Annotated in this window: 15 protein-coding genes; 9 read left to right on the forward strand and 6 right to left on the reverse strand. The window is 62.4% G+C overall.

The genetic code is table 11. The annotated features are described in order from the left end of the window. Positions 1 to 76: 76 nt before the first annotated feature. The 3 genes from ftsX to ftsY are packed head-to-tail and all read right to left on the reverse strand — an operon-like array spanning position 77 to position 3,149. Positions 77 to 1,099, reverse strand: coding sequence for a permease-like cell division protein FtsX (gene ftsX / locus ACO77H_RS26200; RefSeq protein WP_057440383.1), 1,023 nt, complete (start codon positions 1,097 to 1,099; stop codon positions 77 to 79). Continuing rightward, entirely contained in the window at positions 1,096 to 1,767 is a 672-nt protein-coding gene (ftsE, locus tag ACO77H_RS26205) for a cell division ATP-binding protein FtsE (protein ID WP_003213784.1), read from the reverse strand. Before ftsE ends, ftsX begins: the two co-directional genes overlap by 4 nt. Next, the gene (ftsY, locus tag ACO77H_RS26210) at positions 1,764 to 3,149 is read right to left on the reverse strand and encodes a signal recognition particle-docking protein FtsY (RefSeq protein WP_432754741.1); all 1,386 of its coding nucleotides are present in this window, start codon (positions 3,147 to 3,149) and stop codon (positions 1,764 to 1,766) included. The genes ftsE and ftsY overlap by 4 nt, the downstream gene beginning before the upstream one ends. A gap of 341 nt (positions 3,150 to 3,490) precedes the next feature. Here ftsY and ACO77H_RS26215 point away from each other — a divergent pair, with 341 nt between their 5' ends. The 4 genes from ACO77H_RS26215 to ACO77H_RS26230 are packed head-to-tail and all read left to right on the forward strand — an operon-like array spanning position 3,491 to position 7,996. Beyond that, on the forward strand, positions 3,491 to 4,846 hold the full coding sequence (locus tag ACO77H_RS26215) for a M16 family metallopeptidase (RefSeq protein ID WP_169954939.1): 1,356 nt from the start codon (positions 3,491 to 3,493) through the stop codon (positions 4,844 to 4,846). Continuing rightward, positions 4,839 to 6,329, forward strand: a complete 1,491-nt coding sequence (locus ACO77H_RS26220; RefSeq protein WP_432754742.1) for a M16 family metallopeptidase — start codon at positions 4,839 to 4,841, stop codon at positions 6,327 to 6,329. Before ACO77H_RS26215 ends, ACO77H_RS26220 begins: the two co-directional genes overlap by 8 nt. Continuing rightward, a complete protein-coding gene (gene rsmD, locus ACO77H_RS26225; RefSeq protein ID WP_169954941.1) occupies positions 6,329 to 6,943 on the forward strand; it encodes a 16S rRNA (guanine(966)-N(2))-methyltransferase RsmD in 615 nt (204 codons plus the stop codon). The genes ACO77H_RS26220 and rsmD overlap by 1 nt, the downstream gene beginning before the upstream one ends. Before the next feature lie 57 nt (positions 6,944 to 7,000). Next, positions 7,001 to 7,996, forward strand: coding sequence for a hydrolase (locus ACO77H_RS26230; protein WP_172313654.1), 996 nt, complete (start codon positions 7,001 to 7,003; stop codon positions 7,994 to 7,996). A 113-nt stretch (positions 7,997 to 8,109) separates the two neighbouring features. Here the strand turns inward: ACO77H_RS26230 and ACO77H_RS26235 are convergent, their stop codons facing one another. Both ACO77H_RS26235 and ACO77H_RS26240 read right to left on the reverse strand, forming a co-directional pair. Then, positions 8,110 to 8,964 carry a sulfurtransferase gene (locus tag ACO77H_RS26235; protein WP_170042147.1) on the reverse strand — a complete coding sequence of 285 codons (855 nt, stop codon included), beginning with the start codon at positions 8,962 to 8,964 and terminating at the stop codon, positions 8,110 to 8,112. A 33-nt stretch (positions 8,965 to 8,997) separates the two neighbouring features. Beyond that, positions 8,998 to 9,669: a TetR/AcrR family transcriptional regulator gene (locus tag ACO77H_RS26240; protein WP_029300622.1), complete on the reverse strand. Its 672-nt coding sequence runs from the start codon at positions 9,667 to 9,669 to the stop codon at positions 8,998 to 9,000. Between the two features lie 147 nt (positions 9,670 to 9,816). Here ACO77H_RS26240 and ACO77H_RS26245 point away from each other — a divergent pair, with 147 nt between their 5' ends. From ACO77H_RS26245 to ACO77H_RS26265, 5 genes are all read left to right on the forward strand, one after another. Further along, entirely contained in the window at positions 9,817 to 11,244 is a 1,428-nt protein-coding gene (locus ACO77H_RS26245) for a coniferyl aldehyde dehydrogenase (RefSeq protein ID WP_432754743.1), read from the forward strand. A gap of 28 nt (positions 11,245 to 11,272) precedes the next feature. Further along, positions 11,273 to 11,818, forward strand: a complete 546-nt coding sequence (locus ACO77H_RS26250) for a twin-arginine translocation pathway signal protein (RefSeq protein ID WP_170042145.1) — start codon at positions 11,273 to 11,275, stop codon at positions 11,816 to 11,818. 57 nt (positions 11,819 to 11,875) lie between these two features. Further along, entirely contained in the window at positions 11,876 to 13,471 is a 1,596-nt protein-coding gene (locus tag ACO77H_RS26255) for a GMC family oxidoreductase N-terminal domain-containing protein (protein ID WP_432754744.1), read from the forward strand. Positions 13,472 to 13,585: 114 nt separating this feature from the next. After that, on the forward strand, positions 13,586 to 14,065 hold the full coding sequence (coaD, locus tag ACO77H_RS26260) for a pantetheine-phosphate adenylyltransferase (RefSeq protein ID WP_003176711.1): 480 nt from the start codon (positions 13,586 to 13,588) through the stop codon (positions 14,063 to 14,065). 103 nt (positions 14,066 to 14,168) lie between these two features. Next, the gene (locus ACO77H_RS26265; protein WP_003213796.1) at positions 14,169 to 14,420 is read left to right on the forward strand and encodes a YfhL family 4Fe-4S dicluster ferredoxin; all 252 of its coding nucleotides are present in this window, start codon (positions 14,169 to 14,171) and stop codon (positions 14,418 to 14,420) included. A gap of 124 nt (positions 14,421 to 14,544) precedes the next feature. Here ACO77H_RS26265 and mutM read toward each other — a convergent pair whose 3' ends face one another. Further along, positions 14,545 to 15,357 (reverse strand): bifunctional DNA-formamidopyrimidine glycosylase/DNA-(apurinic or apyrimidinic site) lyase, encoded by an 813-nt coding sequence (gene mutM, locus ACO77H_RS26270; protein ID WP_057440389.1) that lies wholly within the window; start codon positions 15,355 to 15,357, stop codon positions 14,545 to 14,547. Positions 15,358 to 15,364 lie beyond the last annotated feature (7 nt).

A 15,364-nucleotide genomic window follows, 5' to 3' on the forward strand; every position in this document is an offset into this window, starting at 1 on the left:
ACCGGAAACCGTAGGACAAGTTCCCTAAACCACTGATACGGTCAATACAAACGAAACCACATTAATCTGACATTAACTACTTCGGCGCCAGCTCACGTAAATGCCGTGCGACCGCAATCCAAGCACCGATATACCCCAACAACACCGCGCCAAGCAACAGTGATAGACCATCGGCAGCGGGTACGCCAGCCAGGGCAAAATCACTGCCATACAAACCGGCCAGGCCGACTACCGCGTCGTTCAGCCAATCCAGGCCAAACGCCAATACGCCCCAGGACAGAATCCCCGCACCAAAGCCATAAAGCGCGCCCATGTACAGAAAAGGACGACGCACATAGCTGTCTGTGCCGCCGACCAGTTTAATCACTTCTATCTCGGTGCGGCGGTTTTCAATATGAAGGCGAATGGTATTGCCTATCACCAAAAGTAATGCAGAAACCAGCAACACCGTCAGGCCAAAGACAAACCGGTCGCCCAGCTTGAGAATCGCCGCCAGACGCTCAACCCACACCAGATCAAGCTGCGCCTGCTGTACCTTGGGCAATTCAGCCAATTTTTGTCTTAATGCTTCAAGGGCCGTCTTGTCGATTTCATTGGGCGTGACCAACACAACCCCCGGCAGCGGGTTCTGCGGCAGCTCCTTGAGCGCCTCACCCAGGCCGGACTGTTGCTGGAACTCTTCCAGCGCCTGGTCGCGGCTGATGTACTCGGCATCCGCCACGCCCGGCAGGTTCTTGATCTGCTCGCGCAGGGCCTCGCCTTCGGTGGCGCTGGCATCCAGTTGCAGGTACAGGGAAATCTGCGCCGCGCGCTGCCAGGAACCGCCCAGGCGCTCGACATTATTAAGCAGCAACGACAAGCCCATCGGCAGGCTCAACGCCACGGCCATCACCAGGCAGGTGAAGAAGCTGCCAATCGGCTGCTTGCCCAGGCGGCGCAGGCTGTCCACCAGGCTGGCGCGATGGCTTTCGATCCAGGCGTGCAGCAAGGTGCTGAAGTCAGGGCCGTCATCATCGTCGCGTTTCTTTTTCTGCGGTTGCGGGTCGGCCGCTTTCGGCGCTACGCGCTCGGAAACTTTAGGGCTGCGTGTGGCACTCATACGCCGGCCTCCCCGTCACCAATCAGGCGGCCGCGCTGCAGGGTCAGCATGCGATGGCGCATGCGCGCGATCAATGCCAGGTCGTGACTGGCAATCAGCACGCTGGTGCCCAGGCGGTTGATGTCTTCAAAAACACCCATGATTTCTGCAGCCAGGCGCGGGTCGAGGTTACCGGTAGGTTCGTCCGCCAGCAGCAAGGCCGGGCGATGGACGATGGCGCGGGCAATGCCGACGCGCTGTTGCTGGCCGGTGGACAGGTCGCCGGGGTACAGGTCGGTCTTGTCCGACAGCGCCACCCGCTCCAGGGCCGAATCCACACGCTTGACGATTTCGGCCTTGGACAGCCCCAGGATCTGCAATGGCAGGGCGATGTTATTGAACACCGTGCGATCGAACAGCAACTGGTGGTTCTGGAACACCACGCCGATCTGCCGGCGCAGGAACGGGATCTGTGCATTGCTGATGGTGGCCAGGTCCTGGCCCGCCAGCAGCAATTTGCCGGTGGTCGGACGCTCCATGGCCAGCAACAGGCGCAGCAAGGTACTTTTGCCGGCGCCGGAGTGACCGGTGACAAACAAAAACTCGCCACGACGCACCCGGAAACTCAGCTCATGCAAGCCGACATGCCCGTTGGCGTAACGCTTGCCCACCTGTTCAAAACGAATCATGAACGCTCCCGCTCGGCAAACAGTGCCTGGACAAAGGGTTCGGCCTCAAACGTGCGCAGGTCATCAATACCTTCGCCGACACCGATATAACGAATCGGCAGCCCGAATTGTTTAGCCAGGGCGAAAATAACCCCACCCTTGGCCGTGCCATCGAGCTTAGTCAACGCCAGGCCAGTCAGCTGGACTGTCTGGTTGAATTGCTTGGCCTGGCTGATCGCGTTCTGCCCGGTCCCGGCGTCCAGCACCAACAGCACCTCGTGGGGCGCGTCGGCGTCGAGCTTGCCTATCACCCGGCGGACTTTCTTCAACTCTTCCATCAAGTTGTCTTTGGTATGCAGGCGACCGGCGGTATCGGCGATCAGCACATCGATGTTACGGGCCTTGGCGGCCTGCACGGCATCGAAGATCACCGAGGCGGAGTCGGCGCCGGTGTGCTGGGCGATCACCGGGATCTTGTTGCGCTCGCCCCACACCTGCAATTGCTCCACGGCAGCGGCGCGGAAGGTGTCACCGGCGGCGAGCATGACTTTCTTGCCTTCCAGTTGCAGCTTCTTCGCCAGCTTGCCGATGGTGGTGGTCTTGCCGGCGCCGTTGACGCCAACCACCAGGATCACAAAGGGTTTTTTCTCGGTAATCACCAGCGGCGCTTCCACTGGCTTGAGCATGGCGGCCAGTTCGGCCTGCAATGACTTATAGAGCGCGTCGGCGTCGGTGAGCTGCTTGCGCGCGACCTTCTGGGTCAGGCTCTGGATGATCACGGCGGTGGCTTCGACGCCCACGTCAGCGGTCAGCAGGCGGGTCTCGATATCTTCGAGCAGCTCGTCATCGATGATTTTTTTGCCGAGGAACAGGCTGGCCATGCCTTCGCCGATGCTTGCGCTGGTCTTGCTCAGGCCTTGCTTGAGTCGGGCGAAGAAGCCGGTCTTACTGGTTTCAGCAGGTGCGGTGGCAGGCTCGACAATCACCGGTTCGACCACAACGGGCAGGGGCTCGGCGACCACCTCGACCGGCTCCACAACCACAGGAATCGGTGGTGCCACATGTTCGGCCTGCACATCCTCGACCAGCGCGACAGGCTCTTCAGCCACCGGCAATGGCGGCCACGGCTTGTGCTCTGGCTCTGGCTCTGGCGCAGCCTCCACCACCGGCTGCAAGACCGGCTCGGCGATAGGCAGCACCACAGGCGCCGGCGCCTGGACGACAGGCTCGGCCACCGGTTCAATCGCAGGTTGCGCCTGCAAAACAGGCTCAGGCACGGGCTCAGGTTGGACTTGCGGCTGTTCGACGACGGTTTCCTGCGGCTTTTTGCGCAGCCATCCGAACAGGCCTTTTTTCTCGCCAGCCGCAGCTGGGCTCTTCTTGTCGTCGTTGGAACCAAACATGGAGGACGGCTATCTCACGGTAGCGACGCGCCAAGGTGGCGCCTCGGTAAATAATATTCGATGCGCAACAGACTGTTTTTTAGCCAGCTTGTTCATGCGCAGTATTTTGTGAGGCGTGAATACAGCCTCAACAAATCGATTCAATATAGGACTGAAGCGATAAAATCGGCGAAAAGCGGATTAAAACCGGGGAAACCCACGGATAACTCCATCTTCACGACGACTGGATCCGAAACGATATGACAGCCGCAGTGGCCGCCGCTAATACGGATCAGTATCCTAGCACCTCCTCGCCCGCCGACGCTAAGACCAAGCGGGCAGCCCAACAGGTTTAAAAACGAATGAATGCTCTAGCCCGCCGCGCCGCAGGCCTGCTGCTCAGCACAGTTTGTCTGCCCCTTTCAGCCTTGGCTGCCGACCCTCAACCCACCCATGAATTCACCCTGGACAACGGCCTCAAGGTCGTCGTACGCGAAGACCATCGCGCTCCGGTGGTGGTCTCGCAGGTCTGGTACAAGGTCGGCTCCAGCTATGAAACCCCTGGCCAGACCGGTTTGTCCCATGCCTTGGAACACATGATGTTCAAGGGCAGCTCCAAGACTGGTCCAGGCGAAGCTTCGTTGATCCTGCGCGACCTGGGCGCCGAAGAAAACGCCTTCACCAGCGACGACTACACCGCCTATTACCAAGTGCTGGCCCGCGACCGCCTGGGCGTGGCCCTGGAACTGGAAGCCGACCGCATGGCTACCCTGCGCCTGCCGGCCGACGAATTCAGCCGCGAGATCGAAGTCATCAAGGAGGAGCGCCGCCTGCGCACCGATGACAACCCGATGTCCAAGGCCTTCGAACGCTTCAAGGCCATGGCCTACCCGGCCAGCGGCTATCACACGCCGACCATCGGCTGGATGGCCGACCTGGACCGCATGAAGGTCGAGGAACTGCGCCACTGGTACCAATCCTGGTACGTGCCGAACAACGCCACCCTGGTAGTGGTCGGCGACGTGACCCCGGACGAGGTGAAAACCCTGGCCCAGCGTTACTTCGGCCCGATCCCCAAGCGTGACGTGCCACCGGCGAAAAAGCCCCTGGAACTGGCCGAGCCGGGCGAACGCCTGCTGACCATGCACGTGCAAACCCAATTGCCGAGCGTCATCCTGGGCTTCAACGTACCGGGCCTGGCCACTGCCGAAGACAAGCGTTCGGTCAACGCCCTGCGCCTGATCTCGGCACTGCTCGATGGCGGCTACAGCGCGCGCATCCCGAGCCAGCTGGAACGCGGTGAAGAACTGGTGTCCGCCGCCTCGACCAACTACGACGCCTACACCCGCGGCGACAGCCTGTTCACCTTGAGCGCCACACCCAACCAGCAGAAGCAGAAAACCGTGGCCCAGGCCGAAGCCGGGCTCTGGCGCCTGCTGGACGAACTCAAGGCCAAGCCACCGACCGCCGAGGAACTGGAGCGTATTCGCGCCCAGGTCATTGCCGGCGTGGTCTACGAGCGCGACTCCATCACCAGCCAGGCCACGGCCATTGGCTCCCTGGAAACGGTCGGCCTGTCATGGAAACTCATGGACACCGAGCTTGCCGAGCTGCAAAGCGTGACGCCCGAAGACATCCAGAAAGCCGCGCGTACGTATTTCACCCGCGAACGCCTGAGTGTCGCCCATGTCATGCCCGAGGAGACCACTCATGAGTGATCGCAAAAACAACCGCCTGGTGCTGCCTGGCCTGATCGTCGTGACCCTGGTGGCGGCGGTCGCGGTGTATATCGGTCGCCCGGATGATTCCGTGGCCAGCCCAGCGCTGGAGCAGGCCAAGTCCAGCAAGACCCTGCAATCCCTGGCGGAACTGGACGGCAAGAACCCGACCAATCGCCAGCTCAACGTGCAGACCTGGAACACCGCCGAGGGCGCCAAGGTGCTGTTCGTCGAGGCCCATGAGCTGCCAATGTTCGACATGCGCATCCTGTTCGCCGCCGGCAGCAGCCAAGACGGCAACACGCCGGGCCTGGCGCTGCTGACCAACGCCATGCTCAACGAAGGCGTGCCGGGCAAGGATGTGGGGCAGATTGCCGCCGGTTTTGAAGGCCTGGGCGCGGATTTCAGCAACGGTGCCTACCGCGACATGGCGCTGGTGTCGCTGCGCAGCCTCAGTGCCGCCGACAAGCGCGAGGCCGCCCTCACGCTGTTTGACCAGGTGATCGGCCAGCCGACCTTCCCTGCCGACTCCCTGGCGCGGATCAAGAACCAGTTGCTGGCAGGCTTCGAGTACCAGAAACAGAACCCGAGCAAGCTGGCGAGCATCGAGCTGTTCAAGCGCCTGTACGGCGATCATCCCTATGCGCACCCAAGCGAAGGCACACCAGAGAGCGTACCGGCCATTACCCAGGCACAGTTGAAGGCATTCCACGCCAAGGCCTACGCCGCCGGCAACGCGGTGATCGCGATGGTCGGCGACCTGTCCCGTGCCGACGCCGAAGCCATGGCAGCCAAGGTGTCCGCGTCCCTGCCCAAGGGCCCGGCACTGGCGAAAATCGCCGAGCCGACCGAGCCCAAGGCCGGCCTGGGGCACATCGAGTTTCCCTCCAAGCAGACGCACTTGCTGTTCGCGCAACTGGGCATCGACCGTGCCGACCCGGACTACGCCGCCCTGTCCCTGGGCAACCAGATCCTTGGCGGCGGTGGCTTTGGCACCCGCTTGATGAGCGAGGTGCGCGAGAAGCGCGGCCTGACCTATGGCGTGTACTCCGGCTTCTCGCCGATGCAGGTACGTGGCCCCTTCATGATCAACCTGCAGACCCGCGCCGAAATGAGCGGTGGCACCTTGCGCCTGGTGGAGCAAGTGCTGGCCGACTACCTCAAGACCGGGCCGACGCAAAAAGAATTGGATGACGCCAAGCGTGAACTGGCCGGCAGCTTCCCGCTGTCTACCGCGAGCAACGCCGATATCGTCGGGCAACTGGGCGCCATGGGTTTTTACAACCTGCCGCTCAATTACCTGGAAGACTTCATGAAGCAATCCCAGGCCCTGACCACCGAACAGGTCAAGGCTGCACTGAACAAGCACTTGAGCAGCGATAAAATGGTGATCGTGACCGCTGGTCCCACCACCGCGCAAAAGCCACTACCGCCCCCCACTGATGAACCTGCCGAGCAGCCGCTCGGGGTTCCGGAGCATTAATGGCTAGTCCATCGCGCCCTAAAAAACCTGTCCACAACGTTCATAACGGTGTGGGCCAACTGCGCATCATTGGCGGCCAATGGCGCAGCCGCAAGCTGAGCTTCCCCGATGTCGTGGGCCTGCGCCCGACCCCGGACCGGGTCCGCGAGACCCTGTTCAACTGGCTCGCGCCGTACATCGAAGGGGCCAAGGTGCTTGACCCGTTCGCCGGCAGCGGCGCGCTGTTCCTCGAGTCGCTGTCCCGTGGCGCCGCCCTGGGCCAGGCCCTGGACGCGAGCAACGTGGCGGTTTCCAGCCTGCGTGAACACCTGGGCACCCTGCGTTGCACCACCGGTCACGTCCAAACCGCCGATGCCCTGCGCTACCTGGAAACCCAGCCGGCCAGTGCATTCGACGTGGTGTTCCTCGACCCGCCGTTCAACCAGAACCTGCTGCCGACCGTCTGCACCCTGCTGGAAGAGCGCCAATGGCTGGCCGATGACGCCTGGGTCTACACCGAAAGCGAAACCGCGCCATCAACCCTGGGCCTGCCGGGCAACTGGCGCCTGCACCGCGAGCAAAAGTCCGGGCGGGTGTATTACGCGTTGTGGCAACGTACGGCTCTGACCCACTGAAAACGCTGTAGGCGCGAGTTTGTCTGCGGGCAGGCCGCGCCTACAGGACAGGTATTCATGACACCGCCAGCAAACCGCTTCACCCCCGCCTTCGGCCTCGGCAACCCACATCTGCAAACGTTGTGGGGCCCGCTCTGGCGCCCCACCACCCACCTCGAGCGCCAGCGCGAGCGCCTGTGGCTGGAAGATGGCGATTTTCTCGACCTCGACTGGCACGGCCCCCACGACCCGCATGCGCCCTTGGTGCTGGTGCTGCATGGGCTGACCGGTTCGTCCAACTCGCCCTACGTTGCCGGCCTGCAAAAAGCCCTGGCCAGCCAGGGCTGGGCCAGTGTCGCGCTGAATTGGCGTGGCTGCTCCGGCGAACCCAACCTGTTGGCCCGCAGTTACCACTCCGGCGCCAGTGAAGACCTGGCCGCCGCCATCGCGCACCTGCGGGCCAAGCGGCCGTTGGCGCCGCTGTATGCCGTGGGTTACTCCCTGGGCGGCAATGTGCTGCTCAAGCACCTGGGCGAAACCGGCGACCACTGCGGCCTGCAAGGCGCGGCGGCGGTATCGGTGCCGTTTCGCCTGGATCAGTGCGCCGACCGCATCGGCCTGGGCTTCTCACGGGTCTATCAGAAGCACTTCATGCGCGAGATGCTCAGCTATATCCGGGTCAAGCAGCGCCAATTCACCCAGGACGGGCGCGAAGACGCACTGAAGACCCTGGCCGATCTGGGCTCGCTGGAGAAGATGCGCACATTCTGGGATTTTGATGGGCGCGTCACCGCACCGCTGCATGGCTATCTGAGCGCCGAGGACTATTACCGGCGGGCGTCGAGTCGTTACTTCCTGGGGGAGATTCGCACGCCAACGCTGATCATCCAGGCGGCGGATGATCCTTTTGTGTTCGCCCACAGCTTGCCCCAGGCCAGCGAGCTGTCGGACTGCATCGAGTTTGAACTGCAGGCCAAGGGTGGGCATGTGGGGTTTGTCGAGGGTTCGCTGAAGACGCCTGGGTACTACCTGGAGCGGCGGATCCCGCATTGGTTACGGGTAAAACACGGTTAATCATGTGGGAGCGGGCTTGCTCGCGAATGCGGCGTTTCAGCTAATAAATTCGGTGGCTGGCACACCGCATTCGCGGGCAAGCCCGCTCCTACATTTGATCGGGGATTACCCACTTAATCGCCGGTAGCAATTTCGCGCTGCGGATCAGTGATCCACTCACTCCACGACCCCGCATACAACTTGCCCAACGGATACCCCGCCAGGCTCAAGGCAAACAGGTTGTGGCACGCCGTCACACCCGAGCCACAATACGCCACCAATTCCTGGGGCGAGCGGCCTTGCAGCTTTTCTGTAAACCGTTGCTTGAGCTGCGACACCGGCAAGAAGCGTCCGTCACTGCCCAGGTTTTCGCTGAACGCCGCACATTGCGCGCCGGGAATATGCCCGGCAATCGGGTCAATGGGTTCCACTTCACCGCGAAAGCGCGGCAAGGCACGGGCGTCGATCAAGGTCAGGCCCGGCTGGCCCAGGCGTTTTTGCAGGTGCTCGGCGTCCAGCAGAAGATGGTTGTCCGGGCTGCCGGCAAAGGTGCCAGGCTCGGTGCTCGGCGCATCCAGGCTCAAGGGGAAACCGGCGCTGTGCCAGGCCTTCAGGCCACCATCGAGGATCGACACACCGTCACGCTTGCCCAGCCACACCAGCAGCCACCAGGCACGGGCGGCAAACGCGCCAGGGCCGTCGTCATACAGCACGATTTCGCTGTCGGCATTGACGCCCCAGGCCTGTAACTGCTGGACCAGCACCTGGGGCGCCGGCAGCGGATGGCGACCAGTCACGCCCTTGGTCACTGGCCCACTGAGATGGCGCTCCAGGTCCGCATACTGCGCCCCCTCGATATGCCCTTCGGCATAGCTGCAACGCCCGTAATCCGGGTCTTCCAGGGCAAAACGGCAATCGAGGATGACTAAGCCTGCGTGCTGCTGGCGCTCGGCCAGTTGTTGCGGGCTGATCAGTTGTGCAAGCGGCATAACGAACTCCTGGAAATACGTTCGGGAAAGGGCCTACTTCACTTCTTCCAGTGCCTGACTTAGAGGCACGTAAAATTCCTTGAACAACGCGTCCACGGCTTCTTTGGCCTGGGGCGTGATAAACCCCGCCTCCAGCACCAGCACCTGATACACCCCGCGCTTGATCGCCTCGGCACTCAGGTGTGCGGAGTTCTCGTTGGTGGTGCACAAAAAGCGCACCCAGGAGGTGAGGATAATCCAGGCGTTGAGGGTCAAGGCTTCGGTCTGCACCGGGTCCATGTTCAGGATCCCGGCCTCGACAAACCCCCGGTAAATCGCGCCGCCCTGGATCAGGCAGCGCTGGGAAAAGCGCCGGTAGCCGGTGGCCAGTTCCGGATCGCTTTCCAGCAGATGCTCAAGGTCGCGGTGCAAAAAGCGGTAGCGCCACATGCCGGCCAGCACCGCCTGCAGGTAGAAGCGCTTGTCCTCGACCACCATGGCCCGCCCCTGGGGCGGGCGCAGGAAGCTGTCTACCAGGGCTTCGTACTCGCGAAACAGCACGGCGATAATCGCCTGCTTGTTCGGGAAGTGGTAGTACAGGTTGCCGGGGGATATTTCCATGTGGGCGGCAATATGGTTGGTGCTGATGCTGCGCTCGCCCTGCTGGTTGAACAGCTCCAGGCTGGTTTGCACAATGCGTTCGCTGGTCTTTACTCGTGGTGCCATGGGGTATCGGCTTCTAAAATCCTGATGCAAACATCTTACGGTCTATCCTTGCCAGGATAAAACTGCATGTTGCCGCGAAGTCATTTGACAAAATAGAGCAATAACTCTAAAAACGCAGGTATTCCAATAACAATCGGGAACTGCGCCATGTCTGCCAACGTTGCCTACCTGCAAGATTCCCAGGCGCTGGACCAACTCCAGGACCTGTTCGCTGCTCAGCGCCGCGCCTACGCGGCCAACCCGATGCCAACGGCGGCGCAGCGCCAGCAGTGGCTCAAGGCCTTGCGCGACCTGCTCAGCGATGAGCGCCAGGCGCTGATCGAGGCCATCAGCAGCGATTTCAGCCATCGCAGTGCCGACGAAACCCTGTTCGCCGAACTGATGCCCAGCCTGCACGGCATTCACTACGCCAGCAAACACCTCAAAGGCTGGATGAAACCGTCGCGCCGCGCTGTAGGTATAGCCTTCCAGCCGGCATCTGCGAAAGTGATCTATCAGCCCCTGGGCGTCATCGGGGTGATCGTGCCCTGGAACTACCCGTTGTACCTGGCCATCGGCCCGCTGGTCGGTGCGTTGGCGGCGGGCAACCGGGTGATGCTCAAGCTCAGCGAATCCACCCCCGCCACTGGCCAGTTGCTCAAGACCCTGCTGGCGCAAATCTTCCCCGAAGACCTGGTGTGCGTGGTGCTCGGCGAAGCAGAAGTGGGCATGGCGTTCTCCAAGCTGCCGTTCGATCACCTGCTGTTCACCGGTGCCACCAGCATCGGCAAGCATGTGATGCGCGCCGCCGCCGAGCACCTGACCCCGGTGACCCTGGAGCTGGGCGGTAAATCCCCGGCGATTGTCTCGGCCGATGTGCCGCTCAAGGATGCCGCTGAACGGATCGCATTCGGCAAGGCGCTGAATGCCGGGCAAACCTGTGTGGCGCCGGACTACGTGCTGGTTCCCGAAGACCGTGTGGACGGCTTCGTCGAGGCCTACACCCAGGCGGTACGTGGGTTTTATCCGACCCTGGCCGACAACCCGGACTACACCGCCATCATCAACGAGCGACAACTCGCCCGACTCAATGCCTACGTCAAGGACGCAACCGACAAGGGCGCGACCCTGGTGCCGCTCTATGAACAGGGCCAGGCACGGCGCATGGCCCATAGCCTGCTGCTGAATGTCAGCGATGAAATGACCGTGATGCAGGACGAGATTTTCGGCCCGGTGTTGCCCATCGTGCCCTATCGCGGGATCGACCAGGCGTTTGCCTACATCAACCAACGCCCTCGCCCACTGGCGCTGTATTACTTCGGCTACAACAAGGCCGAACAGAATCGCGTACTCCACGAGACCCATTCCGGCGGCGTGTGCTTGAACGACACCCTGCTGCACGTGGCCCAGGACGATATGCCTTTTGGCGGCATCGGCCCGTCGGGCATGGGCCACTACCACGGCCATGAAGGGTTCCTCACGTTCAGCAAGGCCAAGGGGGTGCTGATCAAGCAACGCCTGAATGCGGCCAAGCTGATTTACCCACCGTATGGCAAAGCCATCCAGAAACTGATCCAGAAGCTGTTCGTGCGCTAAAACCGTTACCACCGGGACCACAATAAAAATGAACCCTAGCCTGACTGAATCACCCGCGCTGTCACGGCGCGGCGTCTTGAAAATCGGCCTGTGCGCCAGCGCCTTCCTGGCCACCGCAGGCCTTGGCGCCAGCCTCAGCGGCTGCTCCAGCAGCACCCCCGCCAGCGGCTTTGCCATGCTGCGCAACAGCGACCTGCCGTTTTTGCGCGCAGTGATCCCGGTGTTGCTCGAAGGCGCCGCCAGCGCCGAGGTGGTGGCGGCAGGCATTGAAGACACCCTGAAAAAACTCGATTACAGCCTGCAGCACCTGTCACCGGAGATGTTCAAGCTGACCCAGCAGTTGTTCGACGTACTGGGCATGGCCGTCACCCGTGGCCCGCTGACCGGCATCTGGGGCAGTTGGGAAAATGCCAGCAGCGAGCAGATCCGCAACTTCCTGCATCGCTGGGAGAACAGCTTCCTCAACCTACTGCGCATGGGCCAAGGCTCGCTGCTCAAGCTGGTGATCATGGCCTGGTACTTTCGGCCCGAGTCCTGGGCCCATTGCGGGTACCCCGGGCCACCGAAGATCTGACCTTGGCAACCCACTTTGATAGCCACTCCGTAGCCAAAACAATAAGAGAACAAGCTAATGCCCGTACCTGATGTGTTCCGCGATGGCATGGCCCGCGGCTGGAAAACCCATAACGGCGCCGCCCTCGACCAGGACCTGGTGCTGGAAGCCGATGTCGCGATCATCGGCAGCGGCGCAGGCGGCGGTACTACCGCAGAGATTCTCAGCGCCGCCGGCTACAAGGTGCTGCTGATCGAAGAAGGCCCGCTCAAGACCAGCAGCGACTTCAAGCTACTGGAAGACGAGGCCTACGCCAGCCTTTATCAGGAAGGCATCGGCCGCATGAGCAAGGACGGCGCCATCACCATCCTGCAAGGCCGCGCCGTGGGCGGCACCACGCTGATCAACTGGACCTCGAGCTTTCGCACCCCCGACCCGACGCTGTCCCACTGGGCCAGCGAGTACGCGGTCAAGGGCCACAGCAGCGCCGAGATGGCACCGTGGTTTGAAAAGATGGAACAGCGCCTGGGCATCGCGCCCTGGGCCGTGCCGCCCAACCCCAACAACGATGTGATCCGCAAAGGCTGCGAAAAGCTCGGCTACAGCTGGCACGTGATCCCGCGCAACGTGCGCGGCTGCTTCAACCTAGGCTATTGCGGCATGGGCTGCCCGGTCAACGCCAAGCAATCGATGCTAGTGACCACCATTCCCTCGACCCTGGAGCAAGGCGGCGAGTTGCTGTACCTGGCCCGCGCCGAGCGCCTGAAGTTCAGCGGCGACACCATCACCAGCCTCGAATGCGTGGCCATGGATGCGCGCTGCGTAGCGCCTACCGGCCGCAAGATCACGGTCAAAGCCAAGCATTACGTACTGGCAGGCGGCGGCATCAACAGCCCGGCGCTGTTGATGCGCTCGGACGCACCCGACCCGCATTCGCGCCTGGGCAAGCGCACGTTCCTGCATCTGGTGAATTTTTCTGCGGGGCTGTTCGACGAGGTGATCAACCCGTTCTACGGCGCGCCGCAGTCGATTTACTCCGACCACTTCCAATGGCAGGACGGCACCACCGGCAAAATGTCCTACAAGCTCGAAGCGCCGCCGTTGCACCCGGCGCTGGCCAGCACGTTGTTCGGGGGTTATGGCACGCAGAACGCCCTGGACATGAGCCAGTTGCCCAAGACCCACGCCATGCTGGCGCTGCTGCGCGACGGCTTCCACCCCGACAGCCAGGGCGGCAGCGTCGGCCTGCGCGGCGATGGCACGCCGGTGCTCGACTATGAGGTCTCGCCCTACGCCTGGGACGGCCTGCGCCGGGCTTTCCACAGCATGGCCGAGATCCAGTTTGCCGCCGGCGCCAAGTCGGTCAAGCCGCTGCACCACGACGCGCGCCACGTCAACACACTGGCGCAGGCCCGCAGCCTGATTGACGGCCTGAACCTGGAACTGCATCGCACCTGCCTGGGCAGCGCCCATGTGATGGGCGGTTGCGCCATGGGCGAAGAGCCGAAAAGCGCCGTGGCCGACAGCCTGGGGCGGCATCACCAACTGCGTAACCTGTCGATCCACGACGGCTCGCTGTTCCCCACCAGCATCGGCGCCAACCCCCAGCTTTCGGTGTACGGCCTGACTGCGCAACTGGCGACGGCGCTGGCTGAACGTCTGAAAACAGCATGAAAAAACCAGGTATTCGCGGTGTCTATAGTGCTTTCTTCTGAATAAGTTGACTTGGCCGACCGGGATGGCTGCGATACCATCCGGTTCCCCAACGGACTCCGCCAGGACGACGCGATGAACCGAGTGTTGTACCCAGGTACCTTCGACCCGATTACCAAAGGCCATGGCGATCTGGTCGAACGCGCCTCGCGCTTGTTCGACCATGTGATCATCGCGGTCGCGGCCAGCCCCAAGAAAAACCCGCTGTTTCCCCTGGAACAGCGCGTGGAGCTGGCCCGCGAGGTCACCAAGCACCTGCCCAACGTGGAAGTGGTGGGCTTTTCGACGCTGCTGGCGCACTTTGCCAAGGAACAGAACGCCAATGTGTTCCTGCGTGGCCTGCGGGCGGTGTCGGACTTCGAGTATGAATTCCAGCTGGCCAATATGAACCGCCAACTGGCGCCGGACGTTGAGAGCCTGTTTCTTACGCCGTCGGAGCGTTACTCGTTCATTTCCTCGACCCTGGTGCGGGAAATCGCGGCATTGGGTGGGGATATCACCAAGTTTGTGCACCCTGCGGTCGCCGATGCGCTGACGCTGCGCTTCAAGAAGTAAGACCGCTCGACCGGCGCCCGCTCGCACTGCGGGCGCCAATGCGGCACAATTGCGCGCATTAGTTTTTCAGATGCCTTGGCAGAGCGCCCTGGCAGGAGTTTCCATGTCCCTGATCATCACCGACGATTGCATCAACTGCGACGTCTGCGAACCCGAGTGCCCGAACGCTGCCATTTCCCAGGGTGAAGAGATCTACGTGATCGACCCCAACCTGTGCACCCAGTGTGTCGGCCACTACGACGAACCCCAGTGCCAGCAAGTGTGCCCGGTCGATTGCATCCCGCTGGATGAGGCACACCCTGAGACTGAAGAGCAGTTGATGGAGAAGTACCGGTTGATTACCGGTAAGGCCTGAGACCTTGTGTTGGCTGGGCGGGCCTCATCGCGGGCAAGCCCGCTCCCACATTTTGACTTGTGAACACCTTCAAATGTGGGAGCTAGCTTGCCTGCGATGAGGCCACTCGCAGCACCCGCGAACCTCAGCTCTGGCACTTAGGGCAAAACACACTCGCCCGCTGCCCCAGCATCACATTGCGCAATTCGCTCCCGCAGACCTTGCACGCCTCGCCACCCCGGCCGTAGACGAACAGTTCCTGCTGGAAATACCCCGGCTGGCCATCGCCACCGATAAAGTCGCGCAATGTCGTACCGCCGCGCTCGATGGCGGCCGCGAGGATGCGTTTGATCTCGATCGCCAGCTTCAGGTAACGCCCACGGGAAATGCCCTTGGCCTCCCGGCGCGGGTCGATCCCGGCGGCAAACAGCGCCTCGGTCGCGTAGATATTGCCCACCCCCACCACCACCGCGTTGTCCATGATGAACGGCTTGACCGCCATCGAGCGCCCACGGGACAGCTGGAACAGGCGCTCGCCGTCGAACAGGTCGGTCAACGGCTCCGGCCCCAGGCGCAACAGCAGTTCGTGGTTGTGCGGGTCCTGGCTCCAGAGCATCGCGCCAAAGCGCCGGGGGTCGGTGTAGCGCAGGGCCAGGCCCGACTCCAGCTCGATATCCACATGCTCGTGCTTGGCCGCCGGCAGGCCGACTTCCACCAGACGCAGGTTGCCCGACATGCCCAAGTGGCTGATCAAGGTGCCGACTTCGGCGTTGATCAGCAGGTACTTAGCCCGCCGCTCCACCAGCACGATGCGCTGCCCGGACAGGCGCACATCGAGGTCTTCGGGGATCGGCCAGCGCAGGCGCCGTTCACGCACCACCACGCGGCTGACCCGCTGGCCTTCCAGGTGCGGCGCAATTCCGCGCCGGGTGGTTTCGACTTCTGGCAGCTCAGGCATATTCGTC

This window comes from Pseudomonas sp. WMBT8, from assembly GCF_050916005.1.
In the GTDB taxonomy this organism is placed as follows: Bacteria; Pseudomonadota; Gammaproteobacteria; order Pseudomonadales; family Pseudomonadaceae; genus Aquipseudomonas.

What these genes read in the sequence shown, in the direction of transcription:
- ftsX (WP_057440383.1), bottom strand. Translation starts at nt 1,099, where the DNA reads ATGAGTGCCACACGCAGCCCTAAAGTTTCCGAGCGCGTAGCGCCGAAA.
- ftsE (WP_003213784.1), bottom strand. Translation starts at nt 1,767, where the DNA reads ATGATTCGTTTTGAACAGGTGGGCAAGCGTTACGCCAACGGGCATGTC.
- ftsY (WP_432754741.1), bottom strand. Translation starts at nt 3,149, where the DNA reads ATGTTTGGTTCCAACGACGACAAGAAGAGCCCAGCTGCGGCTGGCGAG.
- ACO77H_RS26215 (WP_169954939.1), top strand. Translation starts at nt 3,491, where the DNA reads ATGAATGCTCTAGCCCGCCGCGCCGCAGGCCTGCTGCTCAGCACAGTT.
- ACO77H_RS26220 (WP_432754742.1), top strand. Translation starts at nt 4,839, where the DNA reads ATGAGTGATCGCAAAAACAACCGCCTGGTGCTGCCTGGCCTGATCGTC.
- rsmD (WP_169954941.1), top strand. Translation starts at nt 6,329, where the DNA reads ATGGCTAGTCCATCGCGCCCTAAAAAACCTGTCCACAACGTTCATAAC.
- ACO77H_RS26230 (WP_172313654.1), top strand. Translation starts at nt 7,001, where the DNA reads ATGACACCGCCAGCAAACCGCTTCACCCCCGCCTTCGGCCTCGGCAAC.
- ACO77H_RS26235 (WP_170042147.1), bottom strand. Translation starts at nt 8,964, where the DNA reads ATGCCGCTTGCACAACTGATCAGCCCGCAACAACTGGCCGAGCGCCAG.
- ACO77H_RS26240 (WP_029300622.1), bottom strand. Translation starts at nt 9,669, where the DNA reads ATGGCACCACGAGTAAAGACCAGCGAACGCATTGTGCAAACCAGCCTG.
- ACO77H_RS26245 (WP_432754743.1), top strand. Translation starts at nt 9,817, where the DNA reads ATGTCTGCCAACGTTGCCTACCTGCAAGATTCCCAGGCGCTGGACCAA.
- ACO77H_RS26250 (WP_170042145.1), top strand. Translation starts at nt 11,273, where the DNA reads ATGAACCCTAGCCTGACTGAATCACCCGCGCTGTCACGGCGCGGCGTC.
- ACO77H_RS26255 (WP_432754744.1), top strand. Translation starts at nt 11,876, where the DNA reads ATGCCCGTACCTGATGTGTTCCGCGATGGCATGGCCCGCGGCTGGAAA.
- coaD (WP_003176711.1), top strand. Translation starts at nt 13,586, where the DNA reads ATGAACCGAGTGTTGTACCCAGGTACCTTCGACCCGATTACCAAAGGC.
- ACO77H_RS26265 (WP_003213796.1), top strand. Translation starts at nt 14,169, where the DNA reads ATGTCCCTGATCATCACCGACGATTGCATCAACTGCGACGTCTGCGAA.
- mutM (WP_057440389.1), bottom strand. Translation starts at nt 15,357, where the DNA reads ATGCCTGAGCTGCCAGAAGTCGAAACCACCCGGCGCGGAATTGCGCCG.